Origin of the sequence: Psychrobacter sp. DAB_AL62B (genome assembly GCF_028895345.1) — a bacterium.
Lineage (GTDB): Bacteria > Pseudomonadota > Gammaproteobacteria > Pseudomonadales > Moraxellaceae > Psychrobacter.
The window spans coordinates 563949-581356 of sequence record NZ_SAXC01000001.1 but is presented as its reverse complement, the minus strand read 5'-3'; the positions used below and the strand labels follow the sequence as shown (position 1 = coordinate 581356).

Sequence of the window (17408 nt, the reverse complement as noted above, 5' to 3'; positions counted from 1 at the left end):
ACTATAAAAAAAGGACTGCATTAGCGCAGTCCTTTTTTGTTCCTAAACCGAAAAGCCTATTCGCTATCTGTTTTAGATTTTTTTAATAATACCAATACTGCGCCATTGCCACCGTCTTTTGGTGGGGCTGAGCAAAATGCCAATACTTCTGGCAATTGACGTAACCAACCATTGACGCAGGTTTTGAGAATCGCTTCACTACCTTTACCATGGACAATTTTTACCATAGTTTCGTTATTTTGCTTAGCTTGGCTGAGCAGTTGAGTCATTGCAACTCGCGCTTCTTCAATCGTACAGCCATGAATATCAACCGCATCATACCAACGTAATTTACCCTGTTTTAATTGGGTAAATACTTTGGTTTGTAGCGTTGGATTCTTATAAGATAAGTAGGCTTCACCAGCGACAGGATTAAGGAGCGCTTGCATGTCCGATAAGCCAGCACCTAAGTCTGCACCTTCACTACCTTGAGCTGCTGCACGCTTTGATAGCGTCGCTGCGTCAGGTTTTTTGGCTTTTGCTGCATTGGCCGGTGAGCGCACGTTTTTATCATCGAGCTGATTCACGCCATGCATCGCTTGCATAAACAATACTTTATCATCATCGATATGCTCAGAGTCTAACTGTTTAACAGTTTTTTTGACTTGTTTTTGCGTGAGCAAGGAGACAGGCTCAGTTGGTTTTCCATTGTCGCCATCAGGTGAGGTGGTATCACGACCTTTGCTTAGTTGACCTTTAAGTTCTTTAAGTTGGTCTTGCATTTCTTTTGAAAACAGAGAGTTTGACATAATAATTAATGTATCGTTGGTTAGTGAGTGAATGTACTAATGATTGACCAAGTAATAAAGCCAATTAATAGAGTGATCAGTATCATGCTGGCTTTGTTTAAACCACCTAAGCTATTTGACTTTAAGCTGTTTTAACTTACTTTACGCCTGTGTTGCGACGCTCGCAAGTAAGGATTGTAATGCTCGTCCGGGATGATCAGTCTTCATGAACTGCTCACCAATTAAAAAGTGCTGAATATTATGGCTCAGCATTAAGCGAATATCGTCTGCACTATGGATGCCACTTTCGGTGACGATAAGTGGTCGCTGTAAGTTATCATTTGGATTAGCAGCCAGAGCATCATTACTAGCTAGCTCTCGTAATAGTGTATTCTTTAAATCAAGCGTGGTTTGTAAGTCTACCGTAAAGGTATTCAAATCGCGATTATTGATACCATAGATATTGTGCTCTGAACGTGGCAATTGTAAAGCACGTTCAAGCTCGCCTGCTGTATGTATCTCTATCAATACGTCCATACCAAGCTCAATACTCAGCGCATGTAATTCTTTTACTTGCGTATCATCAAGGCACGCCATAATCAGTAATATACAATCGGCACCTAGCAAATAAGACTGATAAATCTGATAGACATCGACCATAAAGTCTTTACGTAATATCGGCAGCTCACAAGATTGGCGTGCTTGAGTTAAGTAGCTATCGTCACCTTGGAAATAATCGCGATCGGTCAACACTGACAGACAGCTAGCACCTGCTTGTTCATATTGCTTAGCAAATTCGGCCGGCGCAAAATTGTGATTAATAACACCTTTAGATGGCGAGGCTTTTTTTATTTCGGCAATGATGCCAATATCAGCGGCTCGTAAAGCATTGGCAAAACCGCGACGAGGCTGTCTATTAGCAGCAACTTGTGATTTTAATTCCTCAAGCGATAACTCATTACGAGCAGTGGCAACCTCGTCGTGTTTGGTGGCGACGATACGCTGTAACACCGAAGGAATATCTGAGCGGGAGGTCGTATTAGTAATCATGGCGGTATCCAAATATGGTTAAATATAAATAAACAATCATAGCGTGAACTGTGTACTGATACATTTAAATTATCATCATAAAAAATAATAGTCGTTAATTTGCCGCTGCTAGTTGCTGCGTATAATTAGCCAACGCTTCAAGCTTAATTAACGCATCACCATTTTGGATAACTTTCTGTGCTCGGCTTACACCATTTGAATAGTTGCTGGCAAGCCCTGCAGTATATATCGCCGCGCCTGCATTTAACGCAATCATATCACGCGCTTTGAGCACGGCGCGATCATTGGTATCTGACCCTGATAAAGCGGCACGAATCAGCTCTAGGCTTTGCTCTGGAGAATCGACATCCAAGCCGATTAAGGTTTGTGATTCAACACCGGCATCTTCTGGCATCATCTCATAGACGGATATTTCTCCATCTTTTAGCTCAGCCACTGTGGTCGATGTTGCAAGACTGATTTCATCTAAACCATCTTTTGCGCCGACGACCATCACATGGCGTGCGCCTAGGTTTTTCATGACTTTCGCTAAGGGCTCACACAGTTGCGCGGTAAAGACGCCAATGACCAAGTTGGGCGTGCCAGCAGGGTTGGTGAGCGGGCCTAAAATATTAAAAATCGTCCGCGCTTTTAGCTCGCGGCGCACTGGATTGGCGTAACGCATCGCACTATGATGATTGGGCGCAAACAAAAAGCCAATACCTTGATTTTCGATACACTCTTGTGCTTGCTCAGGTGTCAAAGACAAGCTGATACCAGCCTGCTCAAGTAAATCTGAGCTACCAGACTTGCTAGAAACGCCGCGGTTACCATGCTTGGCCACTTGCGCACCTGCTGCAGCTGCAACCAAAGCCGCCGCTGTAGACACGTTAAATAAATTGGCACCATCACCGCCTGTACCAACGATATCGACCAAATAATGACAGTTTTTCGGTGCGATATTGGCTGCTAGAGCACGCATCGCACTAGCCGAGGCAGTAATCTCATCGATTGACTCACCTTTCATACGCAGACCGGTCAAAATAGCGCCCATCATGGCATCGCTGCATCTACCTTGCATAATGATGAGCATCACTTGATACATCTCATCAAAAGTCAAATCAATATGCTGAAAAATTCTACCTAAGGCGCGAGTCAGTAGCTGATGAATACTCTCATCAGACAGATGACTGATATCTTCGGGATTCTGATTCAGAGTAGAAGAAACATCCTGCATAATAGCAGTGGTCATAATATTCTCACTTATTATTATCTTTTATATTTTTGGTTTAAATAAATTGGTTAAACTAAACGTAGCAGCTCTTGCTATATCATTGGTTATAGACCGCTTGCTGATAAAAAGATTATTGGTACATAGCTAGCCTACTTGTGGCAACTCATCTGCGTTTACTACTGCTAAGTCATGCGCTTGCAAAAAGTTATTGAGCAACTGATAGCCCGCTTCGCTTAAAATAGACTCAGGATGGAACTGAACGCCTTCAATAGCAAATTTGTGATGGCGAATGCCCATAATTTCTTCAATACTACCATCGTCATGCTGTGTCCAAGCGGTGACTTCAAAGCAATCGGGTAAGCTTGACTTATCCACCACCAGCGAGTGATAGCGGGTGAATTGTGCAGGGTTAGGTAAGTTGGTAAAAGCACCTGTACCATTATGATAGACCGCAGATAAACGTCCATGCATAACTTCGCCAGCTTTGACGACCTTTCCTCCGAACGCCTGTCCGATAGCCTGATGACCCAAGCAAATACCTAATATTGGGATGATGCCTTTAAAGGTCTCGATGACCTCTAGTGAGATACCTGCATGGTCAGGATCGCAGGGTCCAGGACCGATGACAATGATATCAGGTGCAAGGGCTTTGATCTCTTTGATACTGATCTGATCGTTACGCCAAACGGTGATGTCCTGCTGCAATTCGCCGAAGTACTGTACAATATTGTACGTAAAGCTGTCGTAATTATCGATCATCAGAATCATTATGGCTTCAACTCATTGATTTGGTTTTGCTTTTAAGTACTGTGCAGTGCTTGGCTTATCTCTGTTGCTTTTCACTTATCTTAATTTATCAGGTTAACTGACTTTTATTACAGCAAATGCTCTTTTAGACGTCGTTATCTTACCACTATTTTGCAGTCTATCAAATGTAGCGCATCTGTATGCTGACGAGCGATAAATAAAAAGTATTTTTAATTATTAATTAGAGGTAGCAGTGCATAATCAAACGGGTTAAACGAAAATGTATTTTCTAAACACACCAAATTAATGCGCTATAAGGGTGCACAGGTAGTCAGTAAAAGCATTTATGTCGCACTTTTATAGTGCGTTTATTAGAATGTTAAATGCTTGATAGTTATCGATAGGCACAACCATAATATGACTATATTAATCTAAAATATTACTATATTTTCTATAAGTTATTATATTTATTGATAATAAATATAATGTTTAATGGTAGGTGGTCTCGGTATCTCGATAGATTGGCATAGCAGTTGCAGTTTTATTGTATAGCAATATATTATGTTGCTCAGCGGCAGAGGATTTTTACTAATAAGCATTTGAAGAGTTCAGCATTATGAGTCAGATGTTGTTAAAATAGCAGCTGCATTTATTTGGCCAATAAATATTCGCCGCTACTCATCAAGAAAAACACTGGTTCATAGCGCTAATAACAAGTATAAAGCTCAAAATATTATTGGATTTAACAATACTGTTTTTTAGAAACAGGTTTTACATTTTCTATCTATAACCGCTTTAAATATTAACCTTTAATCTCAGTACCATGATAACCACAAGGGAAACTATCTATGTCAAATAAACTACTAGACCTTATCAAATCATCTAATGCCAAATGGGTGGACTTTCGTTTCACCGATACTCGCGGTAAAGAGCATCATATGAGCTTCCCAGCTCATAGCGTTGACGAAGAATCGATGGAAGATGGCAAAATGTTTGACGGCTCATCTATTGCTGGCTGGAAGGGTATTGAAGCCTCAGATATGATTTTGCGTCCTGATCCTGAGACCGCATTTATCGACCCATTCTTCGATGCAGTTACCGTTGTCGTAACTTGTGACATCATTGAGCCGTCAACCTTACAAGGCTATGACCGCGATCCACGCTCTATCGCGCGCCGTGCCGAAGAGTATTTAAAATCAACGGGTATCGGTGATACAGCTTATTTCGGTCCTGAGCCTGAATTCTTCGTATTTGACGAAGTAAAATGGTCGATTGACATGTCTGGTGTGAGCCATGAGATTGTCGCTGAAGAAGCAGCATGGTCAACTAATAAAGACTACGAATGGGGCAACATGGGTCATCGTCCACGTGTCAAGGGTGCTTACGTACCAGTGCCTCCCGTTGATAGCTCACAAGATATGCGTACCGTGATGTGTGAGCGTATCGAAGATATGATTGGTGAAGGTTGCATCGAAGTACATCATCATGAAGTTGCCCCTTGTCAGTTAGAAATTGGTGTGGCATTCAATACCTTAGTACGGAAGGCTGATGAAGTGCAACAGCTAAAGTATGCGGTACATAATGTCGCGCATCAATTCGGTAAAACAGCCACCTTTATGCCAAAGCCAGTCGTTGGTGATAATGGTTCAGGTATGCACGTGCATATCTCTATCTCAAAAGACGGCGTCAACACTTTCTCAGGCGATGAATATGCGGGTCTGTCTGAGTCTGCGTTATATTTCATCGGTGGTATCATTAAGCATGCTCGTGCGTTAAATGCGATTACCAACCCATCGACTAACAGCTATAAACGTTTAGTTCCGCATTATGAAGCGCCAATTAAGCTTGCGTACTCTGCATCTAACCGCTCAGCATCTATCCGTATTCCACACGTCAGTAGCCCAAAAGCGGTACGTGTTGAAGCGCGATTCCCTGATCCAGCAGCCAACCCATATTTAGCCTTTGCTGCTCTATTGATGGCAGGTCTTGACGGTATTCAAAACAAAATGCATCCAGGTGAAGCCGCTGATAAAAACTTATATGACTTACCACCAGAAGAAGAAGCGCTCATCCCAACAGTTGCTGAGAACTTAGAAGTGGCACTACAAGCACTAAAAGAAGATCACGAGTTCTTATTAAAAGGTGATGTGTTCACCAAAGAGATGTTGGAAGCCTATATAGCGCTTAAACAAGAAGAAGTACAGCGCGTCAATATCACGGTACATCCCGTTGAGTTTGACTTGTACTATAGCTGCTAATTTGTGGTTAAAACGCTAGATTATTGATAAAAAAACCAGTTAAGTTACTCTTAGCTGGTTTTTTTAATGTCTATGAAATATAAGTCTAATCATGTAGATTATGCGTCTTTTATATAAATCATAATGACGGTAAATATTTTAGCGGTGATAAAGTCGTTAATAATAAGAAATAAGGTGAAAAGTCCGTGGTGAATTATTCTTTATTGACAGCATATTTATTGGCTATTGTATTATTTTTAGGAACGCCAGGCCCAGTAACTATACTGGTGATTAGCGCCAGTGTCAAAAGTGGCTTTCGTGCAGGACTGGCTACAATTGCTGGAACTAATATTGCCTCACTGATTTTGATAGCGCTCTCGTTTATTATCATCCAAGGAGTGTTTGCCGTTAGTGAAACTGCAATGTTGTGGTTGACATTTTTTGGTACGCTATACCTTTTTTACTTCTCTATCAGTATCATTAGAGATAAGATAGACCTTCAGCAAACGCTACAACAAAACAGTAAGCGTGTGAGCAAAAATCATTTCAAAGATGGTTTTTTAATTGGTATCTCTAATCCTAAAGATATTTTGTTTTTTATTGCTTTTTTCCCTATATTTTTAGCCGTTACCTCTGATACTTATGTATCTATGATAACGCTTACTTTGGTATGGATTGTTTTAGATTATAGTATTTTATCTATTTATGCTTTTATCTTTTCAAAAGTCAGTAATAACCGAGCAGCAAATATTATCAGTAAGTTATCTGGTATTATCTTATTATTGATTACGATTTATGTTTTTTATGAGACCAGTAAGAGATTGTTTTTCTAAGATATAGGGTAGAATAGACATTACTTAGATATTTTTTTCTATTAGATTTTAATAGTTAATCTATTTTCACAGGCGCTACCAGATGGCCCATAAAAACATTATGCAATATCAGTTATGATACTTATAAAAATTCGATGATTAGGCCAACTGACTATGTACTCAGTATTTGAATATAAAAAGAATAACCGCCGCTTATTAACTGGCTTGCTAATTTGCACAGCCAGTCTTTATGCGCCGATGGTAAATGCTGCCGCTATTTATAAAGTCGTCGATGAAAAGACGGGTCAAGTCACTTTTACCGATCGTCCGCAGAACTACGAGCAGACAGCCGGTAAGCAGATTACTGAAACCCATATTACTACTGATTCCAAGAGTAGCTCTAGTAATGTGTCTACAGCAGCGAATCAAACGACCAGTACAGCACCACCGACGACAGTCGCTACTAAAGCGCCGCGTGTAAATTATCAGTTAACCATGATTGAGCCTAGCGAAGAGCGTGCGTATCGTCGCCCTGCACAAAGTATCATCGTCAATCTACAGCTAAAACCTGCATTGCAAGCAGGCGATAGTGTGAGTATTACGCTTGATGGTAATGAAGTCGCTCAAGGTTTGAGTACATCGATTTCAACTGTTGATATTCTGCCAGGTTCTCATGTTATCAATGCTGTGATTAAAAACGCGAAAGGGCAGACGCTAAAACAAATCTCACGTACTGTTTATGTGATTCAAAATACGCAGACATTGCAAAACAATAAGAAAATTGCCCAGCAGCTTTTGGCTTATCAGCGTCTACCTTGGCATCAAAAAGTGCTATTAAAACTGCGTCAAGATGGCAAACAACCCAATATGCAATCGTTTACCAAACCAATCGCTGATAAACCCATGACTCTTGAGCAGCCAGTGATAAAATAACTCGCAGTAAATAATGCTAAATATTGACTGATATCAGATAGATTTAAATCATCAGGTTAAAGCTATCTATATAAAATAAGGACAGTCACTGGATTCAGTGACTGTCCTTATTTTTAGAAACTATTAATGATATTAATGATATCTATCTTTTTAACTTATTTGGTTAACTCAATCGTGCCATTAGCAGTCACTGAAATCGTACTATTACCAGATTCAAAGTTTTGGCTTGGTACTGACGCATCGGCCGATTCAGCTTTCATGCTCATCGCGTTATACATAGGACGTGGATAGTTGCTGCCAGTGTTTAGGTTAACGTTGACGACACGATAGCTGCGCGCATCCCATGCCCGAGTCATATTTTTAGCTTGTTGCTGAAAGGCGCGTGAAGCATCAGTCATTAGTTTTTGCTCTAACGCATTCTTTTTGATATCTGAAACCCCGAAGCTGAGGTTCTCCATCACTAATGTCTCTTGCAAGTCTGCAATCAGCTGGCTAGTCGCGGTAAAGTCGGTACTTTTTAAATCTATATTTGCCTGTCCTGTCCAACCGATGATTTTGTTATTTTTATCATAGCGTGGATAGGTACGCTGTTGTCCCGTACTAACGGTGACAGTCGGGTAGCGCTTGGCGATTTTTAAGGCATTGTTAATTGATGTGTTTAGTGTGGTTGCCAATGCTTTGGCATCGGTTGCCTGTGCTTTTTTGTATAAGCTGGCAGTGACCTCATCGTTTTGAATCTCTTCTTTGACTTCTGCTTGGAAAGTAAGCTGGTCATAGCCCGTTGGTTCTGCATGAGCACTGCCCATCATGACGGTTAGTAGACAAGCAGTGCCAGTGGCGAGAGCGGCTTTATTGATTAGAGTGGTTTTCATGGTAATCTCCGAAATAAAATTGATATTAATATTGATTATGTTCAACTAAAAATTATTTTCTGTATTAAAAGCGATGGTACTAGAGCTTATAGACGCGCATTTTATTTATTAGAAGACGTTTAGTGCTTTTAGCTTCATTAGCTAAAATAGCAAAATTCAGATGAGTTGCTGTGAGAATTTTGTCACTTACGGTTACGGGCTGTGTGTTACGGAGTAGGTTGCTGGCTAGATTGCTAGCTAGATTACGAGGTTCTTTATCATATAAACCAATCTGTTTGACGAATGGGGTTGTAATAATAAAAAATTCTTGTATAATCTGCAACTGGTGGCTCCATTGGTAGCCTCGCAACATTGTTCTATGAATCCCGCCAGGACCGGAAGGTAGCAACGGTAATAGTTATAATGTGTGCCGAGGATGTGCTTTTGGAGTCGCTTTTTTTTGCCTAAAATTTGATGATGGCATTAAAAAAGCGTTTGAAATGTTTTATTCTGACAATAAGCCCTTCATTGTAAAGGGCTTTTTTTTCGCCTGTATTCCATCCGATTTTAAACTTTGAGTTATAAATATGGGTTAAAATACAATGTAGTAACCTTTAATAACAATAACTTCCGTTATCAATGCGAAACGTTTTGGGGTTTTATGATGAAAATGTTTGTTTGGCTGTTCATTGCAGTAGTGATATTGATCGTGGTCTTTGGGGTATCAATCTTTAATAAATTGGTACGCGCTCGTAATCAGGCAAAAAATGGCTTTGCTCAAATAGATGTACAGCTTAAACGTCGTCATGATTTAATTCCAAACTTAGTTGAAACCGCCAAGCGTTATTTAACGCACGAAGAAGAAACGCTGACTCGTGTTATTAGTGCGCGTAACCATGCTCAAAGTCTACAAGACTCTACTCAGCATCAGCCCGATTCGCTTGAGCATATGGCGTTATTTGCTAAAGCAGAGAGCATGTTATCTAAAGCTTTAGGTCAATTTTCTGCCGTGGTAGAAGCATATCCTGAGTTAAAGGCAGATAGTATGATTAAAGAGCTGATGGATGAGCTGACCAATACTGAAAACCGCATTGGTTTTGCGCGTCAGCATTATAATGATAGCGTGATGTTTTACAACAATGATCGCGAAGTATTTCCAAATAATTTGATTAGCACGACCTTTGGATTTCGTCCATTAAGTCAATTGGTGTTTGAAGATAGAAAGGCGATTGCTCAAGCACCGGTTGTTAATATGAGCTAGTGTTCTACTACATTCATAGGCTCAAATGTATTTAGCATTCTTTAGGTCAGGCAAATAGATGGATTTTTTTGGTGAACAGCGTACACGCACTCAGCGCAGTCTATTACTTTACGGGCTATTTTTTCTTATTATATTTGCCCATATGGCTGTGGCACTCGGTGTCATGGCGCTGTTGCTCACGCTATTTACTGGTGGCATTTATTATTGGGCATTGATACTGGTTATTGTATGGACGATAGGCAGCTTCGTCATTGGTAGTTTTTTGGAGTATGGACGCTTAGCAGCAGGTGGTCGTGCGATTGCTCAGCGAGTTGGCGCAGTTCGGTTGTTTGTTGACCATAGCCAAGATGCTTGGGAGCATAGTCGCGGGGTCAGCCATCAGCATGAGCCGGTACAAAAGGTTCGCTTTAGCACGCGTCATATCGCGGTACGTGATGAGCGTGATTTTCCGCCTGTTTACCGCCGGTATTATGAAATTGCCCAGCAGCTGGCCATTGCTTCAGGTTTGAGTATGCCAATTCTATATGTGCTGCCTGATGAGCAAGGGATTAATGGTTTCGTCGCGGGTCGTTATAGCCAAGATATGGTGCTAGTGGTGACCCAAGGGGCGCTTGATAAGCTATCTGATGAGGCACTATACGGGCTCATTGGACATGAATATGGTCATATATTGCATGGTGACGCTACGTTCAATCTACAGCTAATGGTGGTGTTGGCAGGATTACAGCTGTTATATGATTGGAGTGATTCTGTTAATAATATTGGCTCTAGCCGTCACAATAATCATCACAATTATTTCGATAATGCTGTTAATCAAAATAAACCTTTACCACAAAGAGCCATTGATAGTCATGCTCGCAGCACTGAGGTACAAACGGCAAGTTTTACGACTCATAGTGAGTGGGTAACCTACTGGAAAAAGCAATCCCAAAGCCAGCAGTCATCAGTTAAAAGTCAGGCAATGTGGTTACAAAATAGACGAGACACTGATCGGCAAGCACCTCGTAACATTTGGACATTGCTGATACACGGATTGAGCTTCTCGAGTATGGCCAGTGCTCAGCTGATTAAACACAGCTTTAACCGTGAGCGTGAATTACTCGCCGATGCCACCAGTGTGCAGCTCACGCGTTCGCCGGCGATTATGGAAACCTTACAAGCCATTCATAAAGATTCGCTAGGCTCACGCTTAACAGGTATCGCTGATATCAATGGACTCAGTCATTTCTTCTTTGCCAGTAGTGGCGCAGATTTAGGTGACTTGTCGTGGTTTGCTACGCATCCAAGCTTAGCTGAACGTATGAGTGCTATTAATGCCAATGTTTACCAAAAATTTGCTGTACAAGTCGCCAAGGAAAAGCGCGTAAATCAAAACAAAATCAAAGAGATATATGAGCAGCGCCGCTTGGGTGATTGGGGAGTAATAACAGCAAATAGCCTAAGTAAAATTACGCAAGGAAAAACTCTGCTTAAATCTCAATTATTATCTAATAGCAATAAAATAGTTAATACAGCTGATAATGAAATTATCGATTACCCTAATAGTATTATTAATGAAAAAATCTCTACTTTCAATCAAAGCGAACTTAGCAATAAGTTAGAAACTGATGAGGGACTTGAGTTTGTCGTAGAGGCAGATATCATTATCGATGGACGCTTGCAGGTAAAGGCGCGTGAGATTGGCACTTATAAGCTGCTAAAGCCGTGGCAAGCAAAACCTAACAGCGATTTGCCGATTGCAACTTTAATCAGTATTGATGATATACAAAAAGTCTCGTTACCCCAGTATATTCTCAATCACATTCATCATCCGCTAGGGGCACTCGCACTTATCGAAACGGTAATGCTATGCCATCAAGGTCGCATACTCTCGACGACTGCAACTTATGATTTGGCTGATATTTGGATTGGTATTCCTAGTGATAAAATATATGCTACGACCGATGATGATATTAAATCTAAAACTGGCATTGCTAGCGATGAGAAAAATTTACCGCATACAATAGATCATAAGTTATTAGAGATGGTTGCCAGTATCGACCGCCGCTTAGATAATGCTTTAATTATGCTAGCGATAAAACAACTGTCTCAACATGATTTATCTGAAAATGCTATCAATGAATTACGTTTAAAGAGTGAAAGCAGCCATAGCAACCAAAGTTACCAGAATTATATTCAGCAAGAAAAATGTCGTAAGATGCTTAGTCGCTATCAAAAGGGTATTCTTGAGTTATTTGAAATTCAGCTAACAGCCAATTTAAGCAAAAATTTTGCTGATAATTTAATGAATGAAGGAGATGATATTGGTAAGTTTAAACCAGTATTCACTCATTCAAATAATACCAAATCACGAACACCATCGATTTTAGCATTATGGCAGGCGCTGCATTTACAGCAGCTTCTACCCGTATTGACTACAATGCTAAATGATGAATATTCAAATGAATACTTTTCTTGGCAGCAAAAAATGCAAGCTGGCAGGAATGATATAGTTGCCCAACTTGATCCTTCGGGTCAAATTTTTAAGAATATTGGAGTTGCTGAGCGTTCGATACTTACTTTATTGGCTTATCGCTTATCAAACGATGCTAAAGGTCAGATGACGCCAGCGCTCGACGTTAATAATACCAGTGTTGCTCATTATGCCGTGGACTTACGACGTCAAGCGCGCTTGATTGATATTGATTTAGCAGCTGTTAGCGAGGCAAACTTACAATGGTTGCTGCTTACTGCACAGAATTTAAATAGTGTTCAACTACTGGCGTTGCTAGAAGCTGTGCCTATCTTTGAGTCCTCTACCGCAGATCTTAAGCATGACGATAACATTCAAGAAAACCAACAAGAGCGGCAACAGCGCAGCGGTCAAATAGATTATAATGCGACTATCAATAAGTGTTACGCTTATAATGATTACCGGCAATGGCTGAGTACATTGCATACGGCAATGTTACACGATACGATAGTCAGTCAGGATGAATATGATTGTTTAACCTTACTATCAGAACACTGGTTAAAGGTTCGACAGCTTTTTTGATAGCTTTTATTAATTGGGTTCGTTTAAGAGCTGCTGAGCTGATATTTAGCAGACAACAAACTGGATGCCATAATTCATTATTTAACAGTGTTTTTAGTATGGTTTTTGAGATTAAAATTTGTAAACCCATTTAAGATAAATAGGATAGTAGAGTTGTATGAGTGATATCCAAGACCCGCTGGTTGTATTGCAGCATCGTATGCAGCAGCGTCAGATTTTAGCGATGATGGGTATCAATCAGTGGGTACAGCCGAATTCTGAAACGATGAATATCGCAGATATCTCTGCGCCTACTATTCTTGATCCGACCACACATGATACTGGTACTGCACCTATTTCTTCTGCTACAACTATTAAACAGCCAAACGTTGCATCTTCCAATATTGATGCTATCAACGTTGAGATGTCACATATAATATCTGCGGATGCTCCATCAAGCATGATAGATGATGAGTCTACTAATCATTATTATGACAATGTTAATGTTGATGCTAATGAGAAAAGTTTAAGCTATCCTGACCAACAAAGCCCTGTTACCTATAGTTTTGACACTACTGTCCCTGATATCTCTAATACAGCCGTTACGCCCCTCATAGATACTGTCGTCCAGCAAGCCGCTATTTCTAACATCAATAACACTGATAGCTTTAAAGATGATGGTTTTAAAGAGGAGATCTTTAAAAAAGTAGCACCGTTTGACTTGCAAGGTGGTCGCTACGGTAGCTGGGTGATATTGGTTGATATCCAAGCCCTTAATAATGACAGTCAAAAACTATGGCAAAATATCACGCAAGCGCTATCAATTACCTGTGAGACGACATCATTTCCTATCTGTGAAGGTATGGATACGGCTGAGCTTGCCAATGCCAGCCTTGCTGGATATGTCTTTAAAATTGGTCGCAGTGAAGAGATACGAGTGGCGGCATTAACGCCGTTGCCTGAAGAGCTTGAACATCCCAATCTTACCACTGTACCCACATTGGATGAAATGCTTGCTGATAGTTGCTTAAAACGTCAGTTTTGGGAGCAGTTGTCAAGTCAGGGTTAAAGACTGGCATGTTGCTGTTATAGATATTGAAAATAGTAATGAAAAAATAGAGATAAGATTTATATTAATGGGATTTTAAAGCTGCAGGTTTTAAAATTGGGTTTTTAAAACTTATATAATAACACTGATATAACAACGATGATTTCATCATATTTAGGATAATGATTATGACGACTAAAGCTGCTCCTAACCGTGTACCTAACTTTTCAGCGGGTCCTGCCACCATACCAACTGCCGTACTATCACGTGCTCAAGAAGAATTACTTGATTGGCAAGGTCGCGGTATGTCAGTGATGGAAGTGAGTCACCGTAGTAAAGAGTACATTGCCATTACCGAAAAAGCTGAAACCAAATTACGCTCGTTGATGGACATTCCAGATAACTATAAAGTGCTGTTTTTACAAGGCGGTGCCAGCTTACAGTTTTCAGCGATTCCATTGAATCTGTTAAATGGTGGACGCGCAGATTATCTAACGACGGGTACTTGGTCAGGTAAAGCCATCAAAGAAGCACAGCGCTATGCAAAGCTTGGTCTTGGTGACGTGAATTTAGTAGCAACCGGTAAAGATGGTAATTTTACTGACGTGCCAGCCCAAAGCGATTGGACGATTAGCGACGATGCGGCGTATTTCCACTACTGCGCCAATGAAACGATTCATGGTTTACAGATATTTGAACCACCACAAGTTGATGCGCCCATTATCGTTGATATGTCTTCTTGTATCTTGTCACAGCCAATCGACGTCTCTAAATTTGGCATGATTTACGCGGGTGCACAAAAGAATATTGGCCCTGCAGGTCTAGTGATTGTCATCATCCGTGAAGATTTATTAGGGCAGGCAAGTGAGTGGTGCCCGCTACTGATGAACTATGAACATCAAGCTGAGAAAGAGTCGATGTCAAACACACCAGCGACCTATTCTTGGTATTTAGCAGGTTTGGTTTTTGACTGGTTAGAAGAGCAGGGCGGCGTCGCGGCTATCGGTAAAATCAACCAGAAAAAAGCGGATTTACTTTACAAGACGATTGATGATAGTAGCTTTTATAGTAATCCAGTGGCCCCTAAGTATCGCTCTATCATGAACGTGCCGTTTACCTTAGCTGATAGCGACCTTGATAAAGTGTTTTTAGAAGAGTCAGAAGCAGCAGGCTTACTGCATCTAAAAGGTCACCGCGATGTGGGCGGTATGCGTGCCAGTATTTACAATGCCGTATCACTAGAATGGGTACAGCAATTGGTCGACTTTATGATAGCGTTTGAAAAGAAACACGCTTAAATACTGCTAAGGTTTTAATTATTGCTAAGTTTTAGAAAAAGACGCAACTTTTATAAGCTGCGTCTTTTTTATGAGGAATGAATATGCTTCTTGGTTGAATAATACGTCAAGCAGCCTACTTAATCCTGTAAAGCATTAGGTTAAAAAACCTAAGTTTGTTATGATGAAATTTTGCGGTATTTATCACTTTTAGTGATTTCTTATTTAAGCTGTCATTAGCTTGCCGTTATTAGGTAATTTTTCAATATAGTCATTGGTTGCATACAGGGTTGGTGATAACTTCATTATGATAAAAAATGCCACACTAAAAACCATTTTATTAGTTGCAGTTGTGAGCTGCATGCCTGTCAGTTACGCTGTGCCAATTACCACTACTGCGCTTGGGCATAATAGTCCTACTGAATATATTGACGCGCCCTTTATGCCCTATGCCAATCCAAATGCACCCAAGGGTGGCACATTATCGCTTGATGCACGTGGTACTTTTAATGCAGCCAATAAATGGATGACTACTGGGGTGGCGATGGTTGGCACCGATTATCTATATGACACCTTGATGACTGGCTCATTGAATGAAGCATTTACTATGTATCCGCAGCTGGCAAGTAAGGTAACTTATGACCCTGATGATACCAGTTGGATTATTTACCATATCAATCCTGCTGCGCGCTTTTGGGATGGAATGCCGGTTACCAGTAGTGATGTTAAAGCAACTTATGATGCAGTATTAAATAAAGGACCGATGTATATTCGCAGCTATTTGAGTGACATTAAAGACATTCAAATTATTGATAAGCAACGCGTGAAATTTGTCTTTGCCTCTGATGACAATAAAGAGATTTTATTAACGGTTGGACAGTTTCCTATCTTTGCCAAATCCTCTATCGATACTGATTTTGAGAAAATCACTCTGACGCCATTGATGGGCAGTGGGCCTTATAAGCTTGGACGCGTCGACGCCGGTCGTTCGATTAGTTACGTGCGTGATCCCAATTATTGGGGTCGTGATTTGATGGTTAATCGCGGTCGTTATAATTTCGATATGATTAAATTTGTGTATTATCAAAGTGATGAGATTGCCTTTGAGGGTTTTAAATCTGGTCAATATCGTTTTCGCCCTGAAAACAAAGCCTCTAATTGGGCAACGGGCTACAATTTCCCTGCCGTCAAAGCAGGCCTGGTTAATAAAGAAACGATAAGCAGTGAAAACCCAGTGCCGATGCAAGGACTGGTGATGAATATGCGCCGGCCAATTTTTCAAGATATTCGCGTTCGTCAAGCACTGAGCAAGGCTTATGATTTTGAGTGGATGAATAAGACTTTATTTCATGGACAGTATGAACGCTTACAAAGCTTCTTTCATGGCTCAGAGCTTGCTGCAACAGGCAAACCATCTGCTGAAGAAATGAAAGTACTCACCCCTTTATTATCCAAGCTTGAACCGATTCAGCGGCAAGCCGTATTGACTGAATGGCAATTACCAACCAGTGACGGTAGTGGTTTTAACCGTGAAGGATTATTAGAAGCGCGGCAGTTATTACTCGATGCTGGGTTTTACTATAACGATATGAAGTTATATCAGCCCAATGGCATGCTCGCTCAGATTGAGATTCTGATGACGGGCGAAACCATGGGTCGAGTACTGCTACCTTATATTCGCAATTTAAAGCGTCTAGGGTTTGATGTGACGCTACGTCAAGTCGATGGACCACAATATTACGAACGCGTGCGCCGTTTTGACTACGATATGGTAACAGATGTATTTGCGCAGAGTTTATCCCCGGGTGCAGAACAAGCAGCATTTTGGGGCAGTGCAGCCGCTGACCAAGTTGGTAATAGGAATACGATTGGCATTAAAAACCCAGCCATTGATCAGGTAACAGCAGCACTTGCGAATGCTGAAAGCCGCGACGAGATTATTTTATATACTCACGTACTTGATCGTCTGCTCCGTGCGGGTCACTATTTAGTGCCGTTATATGGTAAATCTGCAACCAACGTTGCCTACTGGAATCAATATCGTCATACTGAGAAACTACCGTCCAATGCTATCGGTATCGACTACTGGTGGACAGATAAAGCGGCAGAAGCTCGCATTAATCAATATTTAAAACAATAAGCGACAGTGATTTTCGATTTGAAAAACTCAATAGAAATTAGCAATAAAAACAACGACTG

General features: G+C 40.8%; 13 protein-coding genes and 1 other RNA gene. 9 read left to right on the top strand and 5 right to left on the bottom strand.

The genetic code is table 11. The features are described from left to right. Positions 1 to 56 precede the first annotated feature (56 nt). The 4 genes from EPB74_RS02300 to EPB74_RS02285 all read right to left on the bottom strand — a co-directional run bounded on the left by EPB74_RS02300 (position 57) and on the right by EPB74_RS02285 (position 3798). On the bottom strand, positions 57 to 788 hold the full coding sequence (locus tag EPB74_RS02300; RefSeq protein WP_274902539.1) for a Smr/MutS family protein: 732 nt from the start codon (positions 786 to 788) through the stop codon (positions 57 to 59). 141 nt (positions 789 to 929) lie between these two features. Then, complete coding sequence (gene trpC, locus EPB74_RS02295) at positions 930 to 1817, bottom strand: indole-3-glycerol phosphate synthase TrpC (RefSeq protein ID WP_274902538.1); 888 nt, start codon at positions 1815 to 1817, stop codon at positions 930 to 932. Positions 1818 to 1911: 94 nt separating this feature from the next. Next, a complete protein-coding gene (trpD, locus tag EPB74_RS02290; protein WP_274902537.1) occupies positions 1912 to 3048 on the bottom strand; it encodes an anthranilate phosphoribosyltransferase in 1137 nt (378 codons plus the stop codon). Positions 3049 to 3174: 126 nt separating this feature from the next. Next, positions 3175 to 3798 carry an anthranilate synthase component II gene (locus tag EPB74_RS02285; RefSeq protein ID WP_274902536.1) on the bottom strand — a complete coding sequence of 208 codons (624 nt, stop codon included), beginning with the start codon at positions 3796 to 3798 and terminating at the stop codon, positions 3175 to 3177. An 827-nt stretch (positions 3799 to 4625) separates the two neighbouring features. On the opposite strand from EPB74_RS02285, the gene glnA reads away from it, so the two are divergent. From glnA to EPB74_RS02270, 3 genes are all read left to right on the top strand, one after another. After that, positions 4626 to 6035: a type I glutamate--ammonia ligase gene (glnA, locus tag EPB74_RS02280; protein ID WP_274902535.1), complete on the top strand. Its 1410-nt coding sequence runs from the start codon at positions 4626 to 4628 to the stop codon at positions 6033 to 6035. Between the two features lie 185 nt (positions 6036 to 6220). Beyond that, positions 6221 to 6847, top strand: coding sequence for a LysE family translocator (locus EPB74_RS02275; protein ID WP_274902533.1), 627 nt, complete (start codon positions 6221 to 6223; stop codon positions 6845 to 6847). 153 nt (positions 6848 to 7000) lie between these two features. Continuing rightward, positions 7001 to 7759: a DUF4124 domain-containing protein gene (locus EPB74_RS02270; RefSeq protein ID WP_274902532.1), complete on the top strand. Its 759-nt coding sequence runs from the start codon at positions 7001 to 7003 to the stop codon at positions 7757 to 7759. Between the two features lie 155 nt (positions 7760 to 7914). Here the strand turns inward: EPB74_RS02270 and EPB74_RS02265 are convergent, their stop codons facing one another. After that, positions 7915 to 8631 carry an SIMPL domain-containing protein gene (locus EPB74_RS02265; protein ID WP_089554656.1) on the bottom strand — a complete coding sequence of 239 codons (717 nt, stop codon included), beginning with the start codon at positions 8629 to 8631 and terminating at the stop codon, positions 7915 to 7917. A gap of 332 nt (positions 8632 to 8963) precedes the next feature. Here EPB74_RS02265 and ffs point away from each other — a divergent pair. The 6 genes from ffs to EPB74_RS02235 all read left to right on the top strand — a co-directional run bounded on the left by ffs (position 8964) and on the right by EPB74_RS02235 (position 17349). After that, positions 8964 to 9060: signal recognition particle sRNA small type (ffs, locus tag EPB74_RS02260), an RNA gene on the top strand. A 214-nt stretch (positions 9061 to 9274) separates the two neighbouring features. Then, positions 9275 to 9871: a LemA family protein gene (locus tag EPB74_RS02255; RefSeq protein ID WP_274902531.1), complete on the top strand. Its 597-nt coding sequence runs from the start codon at positions 9275 to 9277 to the stop codon at positions 9869 to 9871. A gap of 58 nt (positions 9872 to 9929) precedes the next feature. Further along, on the top strand, positions 9930 to 12905 hold the full coding sequence (locus tag EPB74_RS02250; RefSeq protein WP_274902530.1) for a M48 family metalloprotease: 2976 nt from the start codon (positions 9930 to 9932) through the stop codon (positions 12903 to 12905). A 157-nt stretch (positions 12906 to 13062) separates the two neighbouring features. Next, complete coding sequence (locus tag EPB74_RS02245) at positions 13063 to 13953, top strand: hypothetical protein (protein ID WP_274902529.1); 891 nt, start codon at positions 13063 to 13065, stop codon at positions 13951 to 13953. A gap of 167 nt (positions 13954 to 14120) precedes the next feature. Next, complete coding sequence (serC, locus tag EPB74_RS02240) at positions 14121 to 15230, top strand: 3-phosphoserine/phosphohydroxythreonine transaminase (RefSeq protein WP_274902528.1); 1110 nt, start codon at positions 14121 to 14123, stop codon at positions 15228 to 15230. A gap of 286 nt (positions 15231 to 15516) precedes the next feature. Continuing rightward, positions 15517 to 17349: an extracellular solute-binding protein gene (locus EPB74_RS02235; protein ID WP_274902527.1), complete on the top strand. Its 1833-nt coding sequence runs from the start codon at positions 15517 to 15519 to the stop codon at positions 17347 to 17349. The last annotated feature ends 59 nt before the right edge of the window (positions 17350 to 17408 follow it).

What these genes read in the sequence shown, in the direction of transcription:
- EPB74_RS02250 (WP_274902530.1), top strand. Translation starts at nt 9,930, where the DNA reads ATGGATTTTTTTGGTGAACAGCGTACACGCACTCAGCGCAGTCTATTA.
- EPB74_RS02265 (WP_089554656.1), bottom strand. Translation starts at nt 8,631, where the DNA reads ATGAAAACCACTCTAATCAATAAAGCCGCTCTCGCCACTGGCACTGCT.
- EPB74_RS02285 (WP_274902536.1), bottom strand. Translation starts at nt 3,798, where the DNA reads ATGATTCTGATGATCGATAATTACGACAGCTTTACGTACAATATTGTA.
- EPB74_RS02300 (WP_274902539.1), bottom strand. Translation starts at nt 788, where the DNA reads ATGTCAAACTCTCTGTTTTCAAAAGAAATGCAAGACCAACTTAAAGAA.
- serC (WP_274902528.1), top strand. Translation starts at nt 14,121, where the DNA reads ATGACGACTAAAGCTGCTCCTAACCGTGTACCTAACTTTTCAGCGGGT.
- trpD (WP_274902537.1), bottom strand. Translation starts at nt 3,048, where the DNA reads ATGACCACTGCTATTATGCAGGATGTTTCTTCTACTCTGAATCAGAAT.
- EPB74_RS02270 (WP_274902532.1), top strand. Translation starts at nt 7,001, where the DNA reads ATGTACTCAGTATTTGAATATAAAAAGAATAACCGCCGCTTATTAACT.
- EPB74_RS02245 (WP_274902529.1), top strand. Translation starts at nt 13,063, where the DNA reads ATGAGTGATATCCAAGACCCGCTGGTTGTATTGCAGCATCGTATGCAG.
- EPB74_RS02255 (WP_274902531.1), top strand. Translation starts at nt 9,275, where the DNA reads ATGAAAATGTTTGTTTGGCTGTTCATTGCAGTAGTGATATTGATCGTG.
- glnA (WP_274902535.1), top strand. Translation starts at nt 4,626, where the DNA reads ATGTCAAATAAACTACTAGACCTTATCAAATCATCTAATGCCAAATGG.
- EPB74_RS02235 (WP_274902527.1), top strand. Translation starts at nt 15,517, where the DNA reads ATGATAAAAAATGCCACACTAAAAACCATTTTATTAGTTGCAGTTGTG.
- trpC (WP_274902538.1), bottom strand. Translation starts at nt 1,817, where the DNA reads ATGATTACTAATACGACCTCCCGCTCAGATATTCCTTCGGTGTTACAG.